This window comes from Ensifer sp. Root1252, assembly GCF_001425885.1.
Lineage (GTDB): Bacteria > Pseudomonadota > Alphaproteobacteria > Rhizobiales > Rhizobiaceae > Ensifer > Ensifer canadensis.
The window spans coordinates 40,872-59,511 of record NZ_LMDT01000034.1 but is presented as its reverse complement, the minus strand read 5'-3'; the positions used below and the strand labels follow the sequence as shown (position 1 = coordinate 59,511).

Below are 18,640 nucleotides of genomic sequence, written 5' to 3'. Positions count from 1 at the left end.
GGGAGGCAGGATGACCGCCGTGACGGAAGATCAGGTGCAGGCCGCTGGCCAGTCTGCAAAGTCCGCCAGCCGCCCTTTTTCCGCCTTTGAGCGCATGGTCGCCTGGCGCTATCTGCGTTCGCGGCGCAAGGAAGCCTTCATTTCGGTGATCGCCGGCTTCTCCTTCATCGGCATCATGCTCGGCGTCGCGACGCTGATCATCGTCATGGCGGTGATGAACGGTTTTCGCACCGAGCTCATCTCGCGCATCCTCGGCATCAATGGCCACATGATCGTGCAACCGATCGACGGTCCGCTCAACAATTACCCCGACCTCGCCACCCGCTTTTCCGGTGTGAAGGGTGTGACGATGGCGATCCCGCTGGTCGAAGGCCAGGTTCTGGCCCAGGGCGTCGGCGATTCTTCGACCGGTGCGCTCGTGCGCGGCATCCGCGCCGATGACCTCAGCAAGATGAAGTCGGTCTCCGACCATATTCAATCCGGCGATCTCGTCGGCTTCGCCGCCGGCACCGGCGTGGCGATCGGTTCACGTATGGCTGAGCAGCTCGGCATTCAGGTGGGCGGCACGATCACGCTGACATCGCCGAACGGCGACGTCACGCCGATGGGCATGAACCCGCGGGTCAAGGCCTATACGGTCTCGGCAATCTTCGAGATCGGTATGTCGGAATATGATGCGTCGATCATCTTCATGCCGCTTGAGGAATCGCAGCTGTTCTTCAATGCCGAAGGCTTGGCCCAGCAGATCGAGATCTTCGTCGAGCACCCCGATATGGTCGACGATTTGCGCAAGCCGGTCGAGGACGCTGCCGAGCGGCAGATCTTCATCACCGATTGGCGCGACCGCAACAAGACGTTCTTCTCGGCGCTCGAGGTCGAGCGTAATGTGATGTTCATGATCCTGACGTTGATCGTTCTGGTCGCGGCGCTGAACATCATTTCCGGACTGATCATGCTGGTGAAGGACAAGGGGAGCGACATCGCCATCCTTCGCACGATGGGCGCGACCTCCGGCTCCGTCATGCGCATCTTCTTCATGACTGGAGCTGCCATCGGTGCGGCGGGAACCGTTGCCGGCGTGCTGCTCGGTGTCGTCGTCTGCCTGAACATTGAGTCCATTCGCCAATTCTTCTCCTGGATTTCAGGCACGACGCTGTTCAGCCCCGAGCTCTATTTCCTCAGCCAGTTGCCGGCAGATATGAACGCCGACGAGACGATCCTCGTCGTCGTCATGGCCCTCAGCCTGTCGTTCCTTGCCACGATCTTTCCGGCATGGCGCGCCTCGCGCCTCGATCCCGTGCAGGCCCTGCGGTACGAATGACAAGGACATCATCTGAATGAATGCGCGCGTGGCACTGCAGCTTTCGGGCATCGAGCGTAATTACGGGCAGGGGGACACCTTCCTCTCGATCCTCAAGGGCGCGGACTTCACGCTGAAAAGCGGCGAGACCGTTGCGCTTGTGGCGCCGTCAGGCACTGGCAAGTCGACGCTTCTGCATGTTGCGGGCCTGCTGGAGCGGCCGGATGGCGGAAAGGTCGTGGTCAACGGCGTGACCTGCGACGGTCTCAACGACGACAGGCGCACCGCTATCCGTCGCAACGAGATCGGTTTCGTCTACCAGTTCCATCATCTGCTTCCGGAGTTCACCGCTCTCGAAAACATCATGATGCCGCAGCTGATCGCCGGCCTTGGCAAGGCTGAGGCCGCCGAGCGTGCGCGGGCGCTGCTCGACTACATGCGTATCGGCCACCGCGCCGATCACCGCCCGTCGGAGCTTTCAGGCGGCGAACAGCAGCGCGTGGCGATCGCCCGCGCCGTTGCCAATGCTCCCTTGGTATTGCTGGCCGATGAGCCGACCGGCAATCTCGATCCGGAAACTGCGGGATACGTCTTCGAAGCGCTCGAAGCATTGGCTCGCCAGTCCGGTCTTGCAGCCCTGATCGCCACGCACAATCACGAGCTGGCATCGCTTATGGACCGGCGGGTGACGATCGAGGACGGCAAGGTCGTCGAGCTGAAATAACGCTCGCGTCAAAGCCCGTTTCCAATGGAGCGCGCGATATCAATGTGATGCGAAACCTTTAGTTTAAGGCACGATGAGGCCACCTCGATAGTCGAGTTCGTAGGCTTCGTCGCCGTCGACAAAGATGACTTCACGTCCGGAAAAGTGCCCGGTGTCGCCGCGGCTGTTGTCGATGTAGTAGCCGTAGGCGTGGCGATATTCCATTCCACCGAGAAAGTGCCGCTTCTCGCGATACATGGTATCGAGCGCGGCTTTGATGACGATGCCGGCGCGTTCCGCATCGATCAGATCGGGCCGGATGACGCGGCCGAAATAATTCATGGCCCAGCGGGTGTCGTCCTCGAACCAGACGGTTTCCTGTCCTGCGAAATCGGTCCCACCGAAGTAACTGTCGAGATACCGCCACCGGTCGCGTTGGTAGCCGATATCGCGCGAGCCCGCGCGCGATGGCGGGCTTGTTATCCCGCCACCGACATATGTCTTCGATTTGGCTTCCACGATGAAGTCTTTGAGCTGCTCGATGCTGGCCATGAGAACACCTTGTTTGTTCCCTGGCAGCATGCCGCGACATTCCGTCGATGTAAAGAACAAAAAGGGAACAAATAGCTCGATTAGATGCCGCAGGCGTGCTGGCCGCGGTCGTCGTTCCAGTCATCGAGAAGCACAAGCTCGCCTTTGGCGCTGACGGGCTTGTCGTTCGATTTGCCCTTGCCCGTCAGCACATTCAGGTCGCAGTGCGAGGTATTGTCGAGATTGAGCGTGTCATAGGACGAGTAGGTGTAGCCGCCGACGACAAAGTCGAAATTGCGATAGGCGATCGTCAGCTTCTGTTCCCAACGGTCACGCCCGACCGAATCGTTGTGGGTGGTAATCACCAGCGAACCATTCGGAAGCGCCGTGACGGACGGTGCCTGGCCGGCCATGCCGTATTGCCCCCAGACCTTGTTCGGAACGGCCGACTTGAGCGCCAGCGGGCCGTCTTCGCCGGCGAGATAGATATAGACGGCATTGTTCTCGTCTGTCCCGTCATCGGGCTTCACCAGCAGCGCCAGATCGCCAGCACCATTCTTGTCCCAGTCGCCTGTCGCGGCCGGGACAATGCGGCCGGGATCAATCGCCTCGGCGGCAAGGGCGAGGGAAGGAAGCAGAAAAACGAGAGGCAGGGTCAGGCGTGCAGTCATGTCGTTGTGCTCCGTGTGGTTGGTCCAGTCATAGGCGCGATGGACGGAGCGCTCAAGGTTTCGGTTAATTACCTCAAACGCTCTTTGTTGATGCGGTTAACCATGCGCGGTGGAAAGCGGGCGGTGTGCTCAACAGCGATTGACGAGAGAACAAAAAAAGAACAAAGTGGATACATAACGGAAAAGGAGCCATGTTATGACTGATTTTGTTCGTGACCTCGCCGCCTTCACATCGATGGGCCTGTTTGTCGCCAGCGTTGCCTTCATCGCTCTCGGACTTTGATCCCTGGGCATACTCAAGATGCTGCGCGACCCCGATGCGGGGTCGCTCGATATTATCCCGGCACAGCACCCCCGACACCAGCACCGTTGAAAAGAACGCCGGCCCACGATGCAAAACTGGACATGGCGGGTGATAAACGGGATATCCTGACACCCTGACAGGAATCAGGATGTAGAGATGGCGGATCACGGCAGCGGGGAACGGAACGATCAGACGACTGCGGATCCGCAGTTCGTGCATTTGCGTGTTCACTCGGCTTTTTCGCTGCTCGAAGGCGCACTGCCTTTGAAGAAGGTGATCGGCAAGGCTGTGGCCGATGCTCAGCCGGCGATCGGTATCGCCGACACCAACAATCTTTTCGCAGCCCTTGAATTTTCCCAGAAGGCGGCCGAAGACGGCCTGCAGCCGCTGACCGGCTGTCAGTTGTCGATCGACATGGAAGACGACGGTGACGGCGAACGTCGCAGCCATGCCCAGCAGCTCGCCAAGCTGCCGGCCATCGTCCTGATCGCCGCGACGGACGACGGCTACACACGACTGGTCGATCTGGTAAGCCGCGCCTATCTCGGCGGCGAAGGCAGCCAGGTCACGAGGATCACGCGGTCGTGGCTCGTGGAGGCCGGCACCGACGGGCTGATCGCCCTTTCGGGCGCAGGCGGCGGCCCGATCGACATGGCGGTGAAATCCGGCTCGACGGCCTTGGCCGAGGCACGCCTGGAAGCCCTAAAGGATCTCTTCGGCGATCGGCTCTATATCGAGCTGCAACGGCACGGAAACTTTGACCGCCGACATGAAAGCCGGATGATCGATCTGGCGTACAAGTTCGATGTGCCTCTGGTTGCGACCAACGAGGCGTTCTTTCCCTCGCCATCCGACTATGACGCGCACGACGCGCTGATGGCGGTCGCTCACAACGCCATGGTTTCCGACGACAGTCGGTTCCGGTTGACGCCGGATCATTATCTCAAGAGCCGGAAGGAAATGGCGGCACTTTTTGCCGACCTGCCCGAGGCGCTCGAAAATACCATCGAGATCGCGCGGCGCTGCTCGTTCATGCTGAAGACGCGCGGGCCGATCCTGCCACGCTTCACCGGCGCCTCGGACGATCCGGAGGAGGCCGAGCGTGCCGAGTCCAGCGAGTTGCGCCGGCAGGCGGAAGAGGGGCTCGACGATCGGTTGCGCAAGCTCGGCATGGCGCCCGGCTATACAGAGGAAGAGTACCGCGAGCGGTTGGCGTTCGAACTCAGCGTCATCGAGCGCATGAAGTTCCCCGGCTACTTCCTGATCGTTGCCGACTTCATCAAATGGGCCAAGCAGCAGGACATCCCCGTCGGCCCGGGACGCGGTTCGGGCGCGGGCTCGCTCGTCGCCTATGCGCTGACGATCACCGATGTCGACCCGATGCGGTTCTCACTGCTGTTCGAACGCTTCCTCAATCCGGAACGCGTATCGATGCCCGACTTCGACATCGACTTCTGTCAGGACCGGCGCGAAGAAGTCATTCGCTACGTCCAGGCGAAATACGGCCGCGAGCAGGTGGCCCAGATCATCACCTTCGGTTCGCTTCAGGCGCGCGCGGCGCTGCGCGACGTCGGCCGCGTGCTCGAGATGCCCTATGGCCAGGTCGACAAGATCTGCAAGCTCGTGCCCAACAATCCGGCCAACCCGACGCCGCTGTCAAAGGCGATCGAGGAAGAACCGCGCCTGCAGGAAGAGGCGGAAAAGGAACCCGTCGTCGCCCGTCTTCTCGACATCGCGCAGAAGATCGAGGGTCTCTATCGCCATGCCTCGACCCACGCAGCCGGTATCGTGATCGGCGACCGGCCGCTGTCAAAGCTCGTGCCGATGTATCGCGATCCGCGTTCCGATATGCCGGTGACGCAGTTCAACATGAAATGGGTCGAGCAGGCCGGCCTGGTAAAATTCGACTTCCTCGGCCTGAAAACGCTGACCGTGCTGAAGGTCGCCGTCGACTTCGTCAAGCTGCGCGGCATCGAGGTCGATCTCGCCAGCATTCCGCTCGACGACGAGAAGACCTACGAGATGCTGTCGCGCGGCGAGACGGTCGGCGTGTTCCAGGTGGAAAGTGCCGGCATGCGCAAGGCGCTGATCGGTATGCGGCCAGACTGCATCGAGGACATTATTGCGCTGGTGGCGCTTTATCGTCCGGGCCCGATGGAGAATATCCCGGTCTACAACGCCCGCAAGCACGGCGAAGAAGAGATCGAATCGATCCATCCGAAGATCGACCATCTGCTCAAGGAAACGCAGGGCGTTATCGTCTACCAGGAGCAGGTGATGCAGATCGCCCAGGTCCTGTCGGGCTATTCGCTCGGCGAAGCCGACCTTCTGCGTCGCGCCATGGGCAAGAAGATCAAGGAGGAAATGGACAAGCAGCGCGCCCGTTTCGTCGACGGCGCGGTCAAGAACGAGGTATCGAAGCCGCAGGCCGATCTGATCTTCGATCTTCTCGCCAAGTTCGCCAACTACGGCTTCAACAAGTCGCACGCTGCCGCCTACGCCATCGTCTCCTATCAGACGGCCTATATGAAGGCGCACTATCCGGTCGAGTTCCTGGCGGCGTCGATGACGCTCGATATGGCCAACACGGAGAAGGTCAACGACTTCCGTCAGGATGCCGGGCGCCTCGGCATCCAGGTGATTGCGCCGTCGGTCCAGTCCTCCTTCCGGCATTTCCAGACCGGCGACAAGCGCATCTACTACTCATTGGCCGCCATCAAGGGTGTCGGCGAATCGGCAGTCGAGCATATCGTTGCCGTTCGCGGCGACCGCGAGTTTGCGAGCCTTGAGGATTTCTGCCTGAGGATCGACCCGAAGCTGCTCAACCGGCGTGTGTTCGAAAGCCTGATCGCGGCCGGCGCCTTCGATTGCTTCGGTTACGACCGTGCCGAGCTGGTCGGCGGTCTCGATCGCATCCTCGGCTTTGCCCAGCGCGCGCAGGAAAACAAGACGAGCGGACAGAGCGATATGTTCGGTGCGGGGGCCGCGACCGGACCGGAACGGATCTCGCTTCCCACCTACACGCCGTGGCTCGCCTCAGAAAAGCTGCACCGCGAGTTTCAGGTGCTGGGCTTCTATCTCTCGGCCCATCCGCTCGACACCTACAACCCGCTGCTCGCCAAGATGCGCGTCCAGACCTTCGGCGATTTCGCCGGAGCGGTGAAGAAGGGCGCAACGGCGGGACGTCTCGCCGGCACCGTTACCTCCAGACAGGAGCGCAAGACCCGAACCGGCAACAAGATGGGCATCATCGCTTTCTCGGATTCGTCCGGTCAGTTCGAGGCCGTGCTGTTTTCGGAAATGCTGCACCAGTATCGCGACCTGCTTGAGCCCGGCAAATCGCTGGTGATGACGGTTCAGGCGGAGGAGCGGCCGGAAGGCATCGGCCTTCGCATCCAGACCCTGCGCTCGCTCGAGGAAGAATCGCTGCAGATGCAGAAGGCGCTGCGCGTTTATGTGCGCGATTCAGGACCACTGAAGTCGATCGCCGCCCATTTGAATGCGAGAGGCGAGGGTCTCGTTTCCTTCATCGTCATCAAGGATAACGGCCAGCGCGAGATCGAGGTCGAACTCAACGAGAAGTTCAGGATTTCGCCGGAGATTGCCGCAGCACTTCGCTCGGCTCCGGGTGTGGTCGACGTTGAACTCGTCTGACCGCGCTGCATGATTGCTTGAGCCGGCGGCGTATAAAGATACGGAACGTCAGGCGCGGCTGCAGCGCAGCTTTTGAGTATCGGATCGACTGCGCAGGGCATCAGCCCCGCGGGGATGCGCGGGTGATTGTGATGAAATCGGTCCCGTCGCCGGTTTCGAGCCCGCTCTCCATGTCCGAAATCGACAGCGACGAACCGTCTGCAAGCAGGCCGCCGATCCGTTCGCGGACGTCGTCGGAGACCGTCAGGCGCCCGAGCGTGCGCTGGACGGCATTGAAGGCTGATGCGTCGGCGTCGGCGGCGATCCCGAGGCGCTTCTTCACCGATGACGGCAGATGGTTTTCGAGCGGTACGCCGTACCACTTGCCTTCGCTCTTTCCCTCGTCAATCTCTTGAAATTGCAGGAAATGCGTGCCGAGCGCCTGCTCCGGCTTGTCGATCGTGACGCCTGCCTCGAAAATCGGCTTGAAACCCTGGCGGACAAGGATCACCCCGTTGGGGGGAACGTCGCGGCCCGCTTTCCTGAAGATCGCCTCAGTCAGCTCCGGCGTCAGCTTGCCATCGACGGTCGATCCCTCGGCAGTCTGGAACGCGTTGATGGCGGCGGTCGTGTCCGGGCCGATGTGGCCGTCCGGCACGCCGGCGACATAGCCGAGTTGGTTCAGCGCCGACTGGACTGCACGCTTGATATCGCGCTCGCCGCGTCGGGTGATCAGCATGCGGATCGGCTCGCGGTCTTCTGCTTTGATGACTGAGTTGGCGGTCGATGCCTCGGTCATCGCCACTTCGACCGGCATGGTCTCGGTCTGGCTGATCGCCGGGCGGAGGGGCACATCCGACAGCGGTGCGGGGTTCTCGCCGGGCGCCGGGTTGCGCTGGAAGAGCACGGCGCTCGACACTTCGGTGGGGCTGACCTGCCGATCGGTTATCAGGACATGCACGCCGCGCGACGTCATCTTGAAGAGGCTGGCGGCAAACTTGCTCGGCAGGCGCACGCAACCGTGCGAAGCCGGATAGGCCGGCACGTGATTGGAGCCATGCAGCGCAATGCCTGACCAGGTCAGTCGCTGCATGAAGGGCATCGGCGCATTCGAATAGATGTTGGATTTGTGGTGACGGCGTTTTTCAAGGATCGAGAAGATGCCCGTCGGTGTGGAATGGCCGGCCTTGCCGGTAGAGACTGCCGACGTTGCGATCACCGCGTCGCCGTCATAGACGACGAGGGATTGCTGGTTCTTCGAAACGATGATCTGCAGCGGTGCGTTGCTGCCGGCAAAGCCGACCGCAGGCGAAAACAAGAAGACGACGACGCTGGCCGTGAGAGCGAAACGCAATACCATACACTCATCCCAACACGTAAACTGGCCGACAAGCTTACGCTGAAATCTTTAAAGAATTTGTCCCGATCGACCTACAGCGCCGCGCGTCTTATTAGACGCGCAAAGGTCGCTGTAGCACTTTGAATTGCTGCATGTTTTTATCCTTGCAGGATACGTCAAGCCGCCGCCGATAACGCACTAGTGATCGCGCTTGCGGCTGCCAAAGGTGTAGCCGGTTTCGACGCTGGCCTTGCCGAACTTGTCGCGCAGCTTGTTGATGGCGTCCTCGGCGGCGGCACGACGGGTTGCGGCTGGATCGACCAGATCGGGGGGATCTGCGAGATCGGGGCTGGAAAGATCGCTGACTCCGATGCCGATCAGCCGGTACTTCGTGCCGTCAACTTCCTTCTCCAGAAGCTGCAGCCCGGTGCGGAAGATACGGTCTGCGAGCCGCGTCGGACTGTCGAGGCGGCGGTTGCGAGTCCTGGTCTTGAAGTCGGCAGTCTTCAGCTTCAAAACGACGGTCTGGCCGGCGAGTTCGGATTTACGCAGGCGGTGGGCGACCTGTTCGCTCAGCCGACGCAGATGCGTGACGAGATCGTCGTAGCGGGCGAGATCGTCGTTGAATGTCGTCTCTGACGATACGCTTTTCGCCTCGCCGTCGATCTCGACCGTTCTTTCGTCGAGGCCGCGCGACAGGCGGTAGAGCCTCTGGCCCATGGTGCCGTAGCGGCGCATGAGGTCGGCTTCCTCCATCGTCTGAAGCTGACCGATCGTGCGAATGCCATCGCGCTCCAGCGTGGCGGCGAACGCCTTGCCGACGCCCCAGATCAAGGTCACCGGCCTTTCTCTCAGGAATTCGAGCGCCTCGGCCTGGCCGATTACCGAGAAGCCGCGAGGCTTCTGCAGATCGGAGGCAACCTTGGCGAGGAACTTGCAGTAGGAAAGGCCGACGGAGACGGTAATGCCGATCTCCTGTTCGACACGGCGGGCAAAGCGGGCGAGGGTGCGCGCGGGGGGATCGTGGTGCAGCCGTTGGGTGCCGCTGAGCTCCAGGAAGGCCTCATCGATGGAGAGCGGCTGCACCAGCGGTGTCAGCTCCTGCATCAACGTGCGGACCTCGCGGCCGACGCGAACGTATTTTTCCATGTCGGGCTTGATCACGACCGCCTGCGGGCAGGCCGCAAGCGCCTTAAACATCGGCATTGCCGAGCGCACGCCGTGAATGCGGGCGATGTAACAAGCCGTCGAGACGACGCCGCGCTTGCCGCCGCCGATAATCACTGGCTTGTCGGCAAGCTCCGGATTGTCCCGCTTCTCGACGGAGGCGTAAAACGCATCACAGTCGATATGGGCTAGAGTCAGGTCGTAGAGCTCGGCATGACGCAACAGACGGGGGCTGCCGCAGGCAAGGCAGCGTCGCGCCGTCGCGGTCTGTTCCCTGAGGCAGTCACGGCAGAAGCCTGGAGTTTGAGAACCACTGTCGAGCATATCTGGAACAAATGTTGAACATTGGGACTTTACGCTCTACGCTAACGAGTCTCAAGGGAGGCCGCGTTGGAAATTGCCTTGCATGTCAGGTTGCCGACGCCAAGCCGCTGGTCGGATTTTGCGCGTCGTCTTGCAGGTCTCGATCTGCTGGTCCGGGTGCCGCTATCGCTGGAAATGCGCGCGAATGGCATTCGCAGCGTCGACCCAGTCGCTAGCAATGTGAACGCAGTCCGCCGGTTGAGGCGCGAGCGCCCGAAACTCGGCGTTCGCCATCAGATTGATCAGCAGGCAGGATGGCGCGTGCTCCTGCACCGATTGCAGGTTGCGCGCGATATCGTCGATGAAAACAACGGGAAGCGCCCGTCCGGCATGCAGGCGCTGAACGATCGGCCCTTTGGGTTCCTCGGATGCGAGCAGTGGATAGGGAAGATCGAGCCGGTCGAGCAGAGCACGACGCGCGGCCGCATGGCGCGGTGGCATGGCCGTCAGGAAGACGATGTCAGCCTGCTTGGACAATTCACGGAGAGTCTCGACAACGCCGGCAGTCGGCGTCTGCCAGCGATCCTGCGTGGCGTAGAAGGCATCGAGCATGTCCTTGACGTCAGCCTCGCTCGCTGCCCGCTCCGTTGCGCGATGGATGATGTTGCCGGTCAGCCGGAAGGAGCGCGGCAAGAGGACGTGGTCGCGGCTTTCGAGAAAGGACCGGAATGGATCCAGGAATTCGAGCACGACTTCATCGATGTCGCTGATAACAAGCGGGCGGTTGCTAAGGCGGATTTCATCTTCGAAGACGGTGTTGCTCAAGCTCAGCTGTCCTGCAGATCGGCGGCGCCGGAAAGCTTCTCATGCGCACGCACGACATCCTGCGGGGCTGTCCCTGTTGCATCGCAGAAAGCGATCAACGTTGGTTCGTGGTCCATAAGAAAGGCGATGAGCCCACCCATGCAGCCCGGCTCGCCGATCGCGTTGCGCAGGGAGGACGGGTCCGTGCCGGTCAGCGCCAGAAATCGGGACAGCAGGTCCGGCTCGCCGGCAAGCCAGGAGAGAATGTCGATGGCGATTTCGTCGGCGCTCTTCAATGTCTTGGCCTCCTACTGTTTTTACGCCCGGAATTACCTATTTTTCAACCAAATAGGTTTATCGGTGAACTTGAGGAAATGGGTCGAGTCGTTGGTTCTGCAACTTAGATGTCTTGAGAAGACTTGCAAGAAGACGACGGACAGCAAGGGATCGACATGCCCAAACAGGTAATGATTGTTGAGGATAACGAGCTGAACATGAAGCTCTTCCGAGACCTGATTGAGGCTTCCGGCTACGCGACGATCCAGACGCGCAACGGTATGGAGGCGCTCGAGCTGGCGCGGAAGTATCGCCCCGATCTGATTTTGATGGACATTCAGCTGCCGGAGGTCTCCGGGCTCGAAGTCACGAAGTGGTTGAAGGAAGACGATGAGTTGCACGTCATCCCGGTGATCGCCGTGACTGCCTTCGCCATGAAGGGCGACGAGGAACGTATCCGTCAGGGCGGATGCGAAGCCTATGTTTCAAAACCGATTTCTGTGCCAAAGTTTATTGAGACGATCAAGACCTACCTTGGCGATGCCTAACTGGCGGGAAAATTGATATGACTGCGCGCATTCTTGTTGTCGATGACGTGCCTGCCAACGTTAAGCTTCTCGAAGCGCGTCTGCTCGCTGAGTATTTCGATGTGCTGACGGCGGGTGATGGCCATACGGCGCTGACGCTCTGCGAGACGACACCGGTCGACCTGGTGCTTCTCGACATCATGATGCCCGGCATCGACGGCTTCGAGGTCTGCGAACGTCTGAAGGCCAATGCACGCACAGCACATATTCCCGTCGTCATGGTGACGGCACTCGACCAGCCGTCCGATCGGGTTCGCGGGTTAAAGGCCGGCGCCGACGATTTCTTGACGAAGCCGGTCAACGATCTTCAGTTGATGTCGCGGGTGAAGAGCCTCGTCCGCCTGAAGAACGTCAGCGACGAATTGCGGCTGCGGGCCCAGACGGCGCAGACTATCGGCCTGCAGGAACTGGCCCGTCAGGACCGTCCGGACGAGCCGGGCAATATCCTCCTGGTCGATGGCCGCGGCTCCTCTCAGGAGCGGCTGCAGCGCACGCTCAAGCCGATTGCCGATGTCTCTGTTATCTCCGACCCGCAGGCGGCGCTGTTCGAGGCGGCCGAGAACAATTTCGACCTCGTCATCGTCAACGCCAACTTCGACGATTACGATCCCTTGCGATTGTGCTCGCAGTTGCGATCGCTGGAGCGCACACGTTTCATTCCGATCCTGCTGATCACGGAGCAGGGCAATGACGAGATGATCGTGCGTGCGCTCGATCTCGGTATTACCGACTACATCATCCGGCCGGTTGATCCCAATGAGCTTGTTGCCCGCTCGTTGACCCAGATCAGGCGCAAGCATTGCAACGACATGCTGAGAAAGAGCGTGCAGCAGACGATCGAGCTGGCGGTCACCGATGGCCTGACAGGGCTGCACAACCGCCGCTATCTCGACAATCATCTGAAGCTGCTGCTCGATCGTGCGGGAGCACGCGGTCGCCCGTTGTCGATCTGCATGACCGACATCGATCGGTTCAAGCAGGTCAACGACACCTATGGTCACGATGTTGGTGATGAGGTGTTGCGCGAATTTGCCAACCGCATCCGCTCCACCGTCCGCGGCGCCGATCTGGCCTGCCGCTTTGGCGGCGAAGAGTTCGTCGTGGTCATGCCCGACACACCGCCGGAGATGGCGGCCGCCGTTGCCGAGCGGTTGCGGCATATCATCGAGAGTCAGCCATTCTCGATACCGCATGCGGACGGCGCGCTGGTCATCACCGCGTCCATGGGCATTGCCGGCCTGAAACTGGAAGGCGACACGACAGAAGCTTTGCTGAAGCGCGCAGATATGGCGCTCTACCAGGCGAAGAACGAGGGTCGCAACAGAGTGGTGGCGGCTGCAGCCTGACGGAAAGAACCGAGCCTGTCACCACCTGCTGGTGGCTTGATGAAATTCCGGATCCCTCTTGCGATATGCCTTTAAAGTTGTATTCTCCGCCGCAACGATGCTACCGAGGGGTTTGGTAGCGGCGGCGCGCAAGCATTTACATGTGCCGATGTGATACGGAATTAACCATGCGCCGAGCGACACCGCTTCGCGCATTAAGAATTCATTGATTTTTTTCTATTTTCAGGTGATGCTGATAAATGCGGGGGCATAGCTTCCATCAGCTTCGGTTACCCCATGATGCTCAGGTCCGCCGCATCTCCTGGGTCGTGGGGTCGGTCGGTTGGCTTTTGACACCTGCGGAATCCTCGTGCCGCGGTCAGTAGCCAGCCGACCCCCATTCAAAGCGCTGTTCCGGAAGGGACAGCGCTTTTTGATTCTTGCCTGTGCGCACACGCAGGCGGGACGGCCTCCGAACAGTCGGCGGCCGCTTCTTGGCGCACCAACGGAAAGGGGCGCCAAACCTTGCGGTTGGCGCCCCTTGATCCCACGAAACGTCAGATCTTACTTGATCTTGGTTTCCTTGAACTCGACGTGCTTTCTGGCGACCGGATCATACTTGGTCTTGGTCATCTTGTCCGTCATCGTACGGCTGTTCTTGGTCGTGACGTAGAAGAAACCCGTGTCGGCTGTCGACAGCAACTTGATCTTGATGGTGGTGGCTTTTGCCATGGTCGTCCTGCCTTTATGAAATTGAAAGCCGTGGACAACCGGTTGCGGGCCACGGGCAAGGTTGGCGCGAAACTACAAATCGCGGCCGAAAAGTCAAGACCGTTTTGGATTCAAAACGATCCTTACAACCGAAAGCGCGACGTAAAGGCCGAAAAACCCGGCAATCGCCCAGGCAAAACCGTTGTTGCCAGCCACATCCATCGATGCGCCGATCACCTGCGGCCCGGCCACCGTGCCGACCGCATAGGAGAAAACGAACGCCGCATTGGCCGCGGCAAGGTCGGAGCCCTGCAGGCGCGAGCCGAGATGGCTGAGGCCGACCGTGTAGAGACCAGAGACGCAGCCCCCCCAGAACAACAGAATGATCGCCATCAGGAACCAGCTTTCCACCAGCATCGGCAGACAGAGGGCGCCAATGAGGCCGATAACGGTCATGGCCGTCAGCAATGTGCGCTTATCCTTGATCTGGTCTGACAGCATGCCGAGCGGAATCTGGAAGATGAAATTGCCGATGCCCATCACGGTCAGCAGCAGCGCCGCCTGTGATTCGGTGAACCCCGATCGTGTCCCGTAGACCGTAAAGAGCGACAACCCGCCCGATTCGACCGCGCCGAAGATGAAGACGGCGGCGGTCGCGGTCGGCACCAGGAAGATGTAGCGCATGAAATGGCGGTCGGGCTTTTCGTCGATGACAGGGCTCTCGTCCCGCGCGAGGAAGATTGGCACGGCCGCGAGCAGAATGACACCGGCGCCGACCACGAAGGGCAAGACACCCTCGCTGCCGAGGATCGAGAAGAGCAGCGGCCCGCTCAGGAAGCCGAGGGATAGAACCGTGCCGTAGATGCCGAGGACGAAGCCCCGTTTCGCTGGCGGGGCGGTGGCGTTGATCCAGAATTCGGAGAGGATGAAGAGTACGGTAATGGCGCCATGGAAGACGACCCGCAGCGGAAACCAGAGCCAGAAGTTGGTAATGTAGTAAAAGCCGAAGGCGCTGATTGCGGCGAGCAGGACGGCCCAGAGCATCGTCGGCGCAACACCGTGGCGATGGGCGAATTTGGTCGTGAAGGAAGCCGCGACCATGGAGGCCACGCCGGCCATCGCCGAATTGAGACCAATCAGCGTCGACGAGATGCCGCGGTTCTCCATGATGCTCGAAAGCAGCGGTAGGCCGAGGCCGATGGCGATGCCGACGGCGCTGATGGCGGAGACCGCCGCGATCAGCGACGGCCAGTGAATTTCCTCAACCGGTGCTGGGCACCCGGGCGTCGGCTGTGACATGCGACGGTGGTCCTTAGAGAAGCGTGCGGATGAGCCGCCCACGGCGCGCGAAATAGAAGGGCACGGAGCGCTCATAGGGTAGCGTCGGGTCCGTGTTAAGGCCGCTTCTCAAATCCGAAAGGATGATTGCGGTTATCTCCGGTATCCGGAGCGAGGGGAGGTCGTTGACATCGATCCACTGCAAATCCTGGAGCTCCCGGCTTTCCAGAACCCGTGATGTATCGACTTCGGCTTCGTCCGCGAAGATCGCGAAGAAGCGTGTATCGAACCGCCTCGAGTGTCCCGGAGGAGTAATGGCCCGAGCCATATAGCGCAAGTTTGCGAGATCTGGAAGAAAGGGCAGTGGCGCTTCCGCCTTTGCATGCGGCGTGCCCAAGGGAACACCGGCTTCCTCGTAGAGTTCTCGGAGCGCCGCCAGCGCCAGTGCTCTTGCACGAGAGTCGCTTACGGGTGCCCCCCGGACGCTTTTCAGCGCCTGCAGGACGGCGGGGTTGAGATCACTGGAGAACGCGAGGCGATGGTCGGTCGGGTCTCGGCGCCCGCCGGGAAAGACATAGAGATCGGGCATGAAGACATGCGCACTGCTGCGCCGGCCCATCAGCACGCGTACGCCGTCGCCGGAGCGGTCGAGCAGCATGATCGACGCTGCGTCACGCGGCCTTGCGCGCCGCTCAGGCGTGTCGGGGGCCAAGGTGACGCTTTCGCGTCCTGACGTCATGCGGAGGGATCTCGCACAGGCAGGACGTCCTCGGGCGTGTCCTCCTGTCCACCGAAGCCGTGCATCCTCAGCGCCCATTGCAGGCCGATGACAGCGCCCTTGATCGGCTGCAGCAGCGCAAGCGAACTGATCAGCGTAATCGGCGTCCAGATGGCAAGGTGCTGCCACGTCGTCAGCGGCAGGATCAAGTCGGTCATCATGTAGCCGCCAAGCACCAGATGGCCGACGATGGTGACGACGATATAGGGTGGAAAGTCGTCGGCGCGCTGGTGGTCCATACGCTCGCCGCAGGCCGCGCAGGCATCGACGGCTTTGACATAGCTGCGGAAGAGCTTGCCGCTGCCACAGGCCGGGCACGTGCCGAAAAAGCCGCGACGCATGGATCGACCGACGGGACGTTCATCGGCTGCATGACCACCGAGGTGAAGCGTTTCCTTGTCCGTTGCCATCATCTGCATTCTCTCCTTGTCGAAGCCGCCGGCCACATGTCGTGGCCTAAAGCGCATCGCGATCTTTCAGATCCGCTTGCTGCGCTTTAAGCTCTTGTTTTTGCGCATGCCGTCATCGCAAAAGCGATGAACACTTTTGCGCGACATGCTCTAGCGCTTTCCGCGCGGCGGTCGTGTACCCGGCGTCTTGCGCGGGCTCGAGCGATCACGACGCCCCGATTTGTGGAAGGAGCGCGTGGCGGTCGGCATTTTCCGTCCTTCGCTGATCATCTCGAAGCGAAGCGCGCCGGCAAGCGGTACGGCTTCGACCAATTTGACCTGCACCTGATCGCCGAGACGAAAGCCGAGACCGGTCTTTTCGCCGGAAAGGGCCTGATGCGCTTCATCATAGATGAAGTAGTCTCGTCCGAGCGTAGATATAGGTACGAACCCGTTGGCGCCATAGGCCGGCAGGGTGACAAAAAGTCCCGCCTTGGTGACGCCGGCAACACGGCCTTCGAATTCCTCGCCGATGCGGCCGTTCAGATGATGGGCGATCAGCCGGTCGACAGTATCGCGCTCGGCGGCCATGGCCCGGCGCTCGAAGGTCGAGATCTCAGCGGCGATATCGTCGAGCACCGCCTCTTCCTGCGGCGTGAGACCGCCTTCGCCAAGACCGAGCGAGGCGACCAGCGCTCGGTGCACGATCAGATCGGCGTAGCGCCGGATCGGCGAAGTGAAATGCGCATATTTCAACAGGTTGAGGCCGAAATGGCCGATGTTCTCAGGGCTGTAGATCGCCTGGCTCTGGGAGCGCAGCACCATCTCGTTGACCATGGTTTCGAACGGCTTGCCTTCGGCCTTGGACAGGATGCCGTTGAAGTGGTTCGAGCGCATGTTGCCGCCCTTGACCAGCGCGATGTCGAGCGTGGCCAGGAACTCGCGCAGGCTCTCCTGCTTGGCCAGCGACGGCTGGTCGTGCACCCGGTAGATCAGCACCTGGCGCTTCTGCTCGAGCGTCTCGGCGGCGGCGACGTTCGCCTGGATCATCATTTCTTCGATCAGCTTGTGCGCGTCGAGGCGGTCCGGCACGAAGACGCGATCGACGGTGCCGTCGGGCTTCAAGATGATCTTGCGCTCGGGCATGTTCAACTCGAGCGGCTGGCGGCGGTCACGACCGCGCGTGAGCGTGCGATAGGCCTCCCACAGCGGCTTCAGGATCGTGTCGAGGATCGGGCCGGTCTTGTCGTCGGGATTGCCGTCAATGGCGGCCTGGGCCTGCTGGTAGGAAAGCTTGGCCGCGCTCTTCATCATGATGCGATGGAAGGTGTGGCCCGCCTTGCGGCCCTCCTTGGAAAAGCGCATGCGCACGGCGAGCGCCGGCCGGTCGACGCCTTCCTTGAGCGAGCAGAGGTCGTTGGAGATCCGCTCCGGCAGCATCGGAACGACTCGGTCCGGGAAATAGACCGAGTTGCCGCGCTTCAACGCTTCGAGGTCAAGTGCCGATTTCGGCCGGACGTACCAGGAGACGTCGGCAATCGCGACGGTGACGATGACGCCGCCCGGATTGTCCTCCGACGGGTCCGGCTCCGCGTGAACAGCATCGTCGTGGTCCTTCGCATCGGCCGGGTCGATGGTGATCAGCGGCAGCGAGCGCCAGTCTTCCCGATGCGCCATGGTGGCCGGGCCGGCGTCTTCCGCTTCGTTCAGAGCGCGTTCCGGAAAGACGTGCGGGATGCCGTGGGCATAGATGGCGATCATCGAGATCGCCTTTTCCGAAGCGACCGAACCGACGACGTTTTGAACCTGAGCGCGCGGCAGGCCGTAGCGGCCAAGGCGCGTCAGTTGGACTTCGATGAGATCGCCGTCCTTGGCGTCGCCGACGAAGTCCGGATCAACAAGGATTTCCTCGCCGCGCTTTTCGATCGGCATCAGGCGCCCGCCGCCACCCGGCGTGGCGCGGAAGACGCCGAGGACGGCGTCCCGGCGCTTGTCGAGCACCTTGATGATGCGTGCGGTATAGGCTGGGCCGCCACGGTCCTTGGCCGGGAAGATCTTTGCAAGCACGCGGTCGCCGAGGCCGCCGACCGGCGTCTTGCCCTTGTCCTTGCCGACAGTCGACTGCTTGATCAGCACTGCCGGTGCGACGCCATCGTCATCCAGCCATTCGGCCGGGCGGCCGATCAGTTCGCCGTCAACGTCGCGCATGGTGATATCGAGCACGGTAACCGGGGGAAGGGCGCCCGGACGCACGAGCGACTTGCGCTTCTTCTCGACCAGCCCGTCTGCTTCCAACGAACGCAGCAGCGCCTTGAGTTCGACGCGCGTGTCGCCCTTGAGACCGAATGCTTTGGCAATTTCTCGCTTGGAGGCGCGTTCCGGATTCTCGGCGATGAAGCGCATCAGCACATCGCGCGGGGGAACCGCACCGTGGATGATCGAGGTTTTCTCCGACGCCGGCGCGGCCTTTGCCGCGCGGCCCTCTTTCCTGCCGGAGCCTTTTCCGGATCTTTCGGTCGGGTCGCGCGGTATTCTGGTCAA

Annotated in this window: 17 protein-coding genes; 5 read left to right on the top strand and 12 right to left on the bottom strand. The window is 61.2% G+C overall.

All coding sequences use genetic code 11. From position 1 onward, the window contains the following. Nucleotides 1-10: 10 nt before the first annotated feature. Together ASD02_RS27080 and ASD02_RS27075 are read left to right on the top strand one after the other, a co-directional pair. Nucleotides 11-1,321 carry a lipoprotein-releasing ABC transporter permease subunit gene (locus tag ASD02_RS27080; RefSeq protein ID WP_025426601.1) on the top strand — a complete coding sequence of 437 codons (1,311 nt, stop codon included), beginning with the start codon at nt 11-13 and terminating at the stop codon, nt 1,319-1,321. Nucleotides 1,322-1,337: 16 nt separating this feature from the next. Then, the gene (locus ASD02_RS27075; protein WP_025426602.1) at nt 1,338-2,024 is read left to right on the top strand and encodes an ABC transporter ATP-binding protein; all 687 of its coding nucleotides are present in this window, start codon (nt 1,338-1,340) and stop codon (nt 2,022-2,024) included. Nucleotides 2,025-2,087: 63 nt separating this feature from the next. Here the strand turns inward: ASD02_RS27075 and ASD02_RS27070 are convergent, their stop codons facing one another. From ASD02_RS27070 to ASD02_RS39050, 3 genes are all read right to left on the bottom strand, one after another. After that, on the bottom strand, nt 2,088-2,555 hold the full coding sequence (locus tag ASD02_RS27070) for a DUF5680 domain-containing protein (RefSeq protein ID WP_025426603.1): 468 nt from the start codon (nt 2,553-2,555) through the stop codon (nt 2,088-2,090). A gap of 80 nt (nt 2,556-2,635) precedes the next feature. Continuing rightward, nucleotides 2,636-3,205 (bottom strand): hypothetical protein, encoded by a 570-nt coding sequence (locus ASD02_RS27065; RefSeq protein WP_025426604.1) that lies wholly within the window; start codon nt 3,203-3,205, stop codon nt 2,636-2,638. 73 nt (nt 3,206-3,278) lie between these two features. After that, entirely contained in the window at nt 3,279-3,740 is a 462-nt protein-coding gene (locus ASD02_RS39050) for a hypothetical protein (protein WP_162174733.1), read from the bottom strand. Here ASD02_RS39050 and dnaE point away from each other — a divergent pair. Then, nucleotides 3,666-7,163 (top strand): DNA polymerase III subunit alpha, encoded by a 3,498-nt coding sequence (gene dnaE / locus ASD02_RS27060; RefSeq protein ID WP_057211420.1) that lies wholly within the window; start codon nt 3,666-3,668, stop codon nt 7,161-7,163. The genes ASD02_RS39050 and dnaE overlap by 75 nt on opposite strands. 100 nt (nt 7,164-7,263) lie before the next feature. On the opposite strand, the gene ASD02_RS27055 is transcribed toward dnaE, so the two are convergent. From ASD02_RS27055 to ASD02_RS27040, 4 genes are all read right to left on the bottom strand, one after another. Next, on the bottom strand, nt 7,264-8,496 hold the full coding sequence (locus ASD02_RS27055) for a L,D-transpeptidase family protein (RefSeq protein WP_057211517.1): 1,233 nt from the start codon (nt 8,494-8,496) through the stop codon (nt 7,264-7,266). A 183-nt stretch (nt 8,497-8,679) separates the two neighbouring features. Continuing rightward, nucleotides 8,680-9,972, bottom strand: coding sequence for a DNA polymerase IV (locus ASD02_RS27050; protein ID WP_057221471.1), 1,293 nt, complete (start codon nt 9,970-9,972; stop codon nt 8,680-8,682). 162 nt (nt 9,973-10,134) lie between these two features. Then, nucleotides 10,135-10,776: a hypothetical protein gene (locus ASD02_RS27045; RefSeq protein WP_081788849.1), complete on the bottom strand. Its 642-nt coding sequence runs from the start codon at nt 10,774-10,776 to the stop codon at nt 10,135-10,137. Nucleotides 10,777-10,778: 2 nt separating this feature from the next. After that, complete coding sequence (locus tag ASD02_RS27040) at nt 10,779-11,051, bottom strand: DUF3572 domain-containing protein (RefSeq protein ID WP_025426609.1); 273 nt, start codon at nt 11,049-11,051, stop codon at nt 10,779-10,781. Between the two features lie 156 nt (nt 11,052-11,207). Here ASD02_RS27040 and ASD02_RS27035 point away from each other — a divergent pair, with 156 nt between their 5' ends. Both ASD02_RS27035 and ASD02_RS27030 read left to right on the top strand, forming a co-directional pair. After that, a complete protein-coding gene (locus tag ASD02_RS27035; RefSeq protein WP_025426610.1) occupies nt 11,208-11,579 on the top strand; it encodes a response regulator in 372 nt (123 codons plus the stop codon). Between the two features lie 17 nt (nt 11,580-11,596). Continuing rightward, entirely contained in the window at nt 11,597-12,964 is a 1,368-nt protein-coding gene (locus ASD02_RS27030; RefSeq protein ID WP_025426611.1) for a PleD family two-component system response regulator, read from the top strand. Between the two features lie 543 nt (nt 12,965-13,507). On the opposite strand, the gene rpmG is transcribed toward ASD02_RS27030, so the two are convergent. From rpmG to rnr, 5 genes are all read right to left on the bottom strand, one after another. Then, nucleotides 13,508-13,675, bottom strand: coding sequence for a 50S ribosomal protein L33 (gene rpmG / locus ASD02_RS27025; RefSeq protein ID WP_007626161.1), 168 nt, complete (start codon nt 13,673-13,675; stop codon nt 13,508-13,510). Between the two features lie 93 nt (nt 13,676-13,768). Next, nucleotides 13,769-14,953 (bottom strand): MFS transporter, encoded by a 1,185-nt coding sequence (locus tag ASD02_RS27020; RefSeq protein ID WP_025426612.1) that lies wholly within the window; start codon nt 14,951-14,953, stop codon nt 13,769-13,771. A gap of 13 nt (nt 14,954-14,966) precedes the next feature. Beyond that, on the bottom strand, nt 14,967-15,590 hold the full coding sequence (locus tag ASD02_RS27015) for an NUDIX domain-containing protein (RefSeq protein ID WP_038576881.1): 624 nt from the start codon (nt 15,588-15,590) through the stop codon (nt 14,967-14,969). 77 nt (nt 15,591-15,667) lie between these two features. Then, complete coding sequence (locus tag ASD02_RS27010; protein ID WP_107027590.1) at nt 15,668-16,129, bottom strand: DUF983 domain-containing protein; 462 nt, start codon at nt 16,127-16,129, stop codon at nt 15,668-15,670. Between the two features lie 141 nt (nt 16,130-16,270). Continuing rightward, nucleotides 16,271-18,640, bottom strand: coding sequence for a ribonuclease R (gene rnr, locus ASD02_RS27005; RefSeq protein WP_025426615.1), 2,370 nt, complete (start codon nt 18,638-18,640; stop codon nt 16,271-16,273).

What these genes read in the sequence shown, in the direction of transcription:
- ASD02_RS27080 (WP_025426601.1), top strand. Translation starts at nt 11, where the DNA reads ATGACCGCCGTGACGGAAGATCAGGTGCAGGCCGCTGGCCAGTCTGCA.
- ASD02_RS27075 (WP_025426602.1), top strand. Translation starts at nt 1,338, where the DNA reads ATGAATGCGCGCGTGGCACTGCAGCTTTCGGGCATCGAGCGTAATTAC.
- ASD02_RS27070 (WP_025426603.1), bottom strand. Translation starts at nt 2,555, where the DNA reads ATGGCCAGCATCGAGCAGCTCAAAGACTTCATCGTGGAAGCCAAATCG.
- ASD02_RS27065 (WP_025426604.1), bottom strand. Translation starts at nt 3,205, where the DNA reads ATGACTGCACGCCTGACCCTGCCTCTCGTTTTTCTGCTTCCTTCCCTC.
- dnaE (WP_057211420.1), top strand. Translation starts at nt 3,666, where the DNA reads ATGGCGGATCACGGCAGCGGGGAACGGAACGATCAGACGACTGCGGAT.
- ASD02_RS27050 (WP_057221471.1), bottom strand. Translation starts at nt 9,972, where the DNA reads ATGCTCGACAGTGGTTCTCAAACTCCAGGCTTCTGCCGTGACTGCCTC.
- ASD02_RS27035 (WP_025426610.1), top strand. Translation starts at nt 11,208, where the DNA reads ATGCCCAAACAGGTAATGATTGTTGAGGATAACGAGCTGAACATGAAG.
- ASD02_RS27030 (WP_025426611.1), top strand. Translation starts at nt 11,597, where the DNA reads ATGACTGCGCGCATTCTTGTTGTCGATGACGTGCCTGCCAACGTTAAG.
- rpmG (WP_007626161.1), bottom strand. Translation starts at nt 13,675, where the DNA reads ATGGCAAAAGCCACCACCATCAAGATCAAGTTGCTGTCGACAGCCGAC.
- ASD02_RS27020 (WP_025426612.1), bottom strand. Translation starts at nt 14,953, where the DNA reads ATGTCACAGCCGACGCCCGGGTGCCCAGCACCGGTTGAGGAAATTCAC.
- ASD02_RS27015 (WP_038576881.1), bottom strand. Translation starts at nt 15,590, where the DNA reads ATGCTGCTCGACCGCTCCGGCGACGGCGTACGCGTGCTGATGGGCCGG.
- ASD02_RS27010 (WP_107027590.1), bottom strand. Translation starts at nt 16,129, where the DNA reads ATGCAGATGATGGCAACGGACAAGGAAACGCTTCACCTCGGTGGTCAT.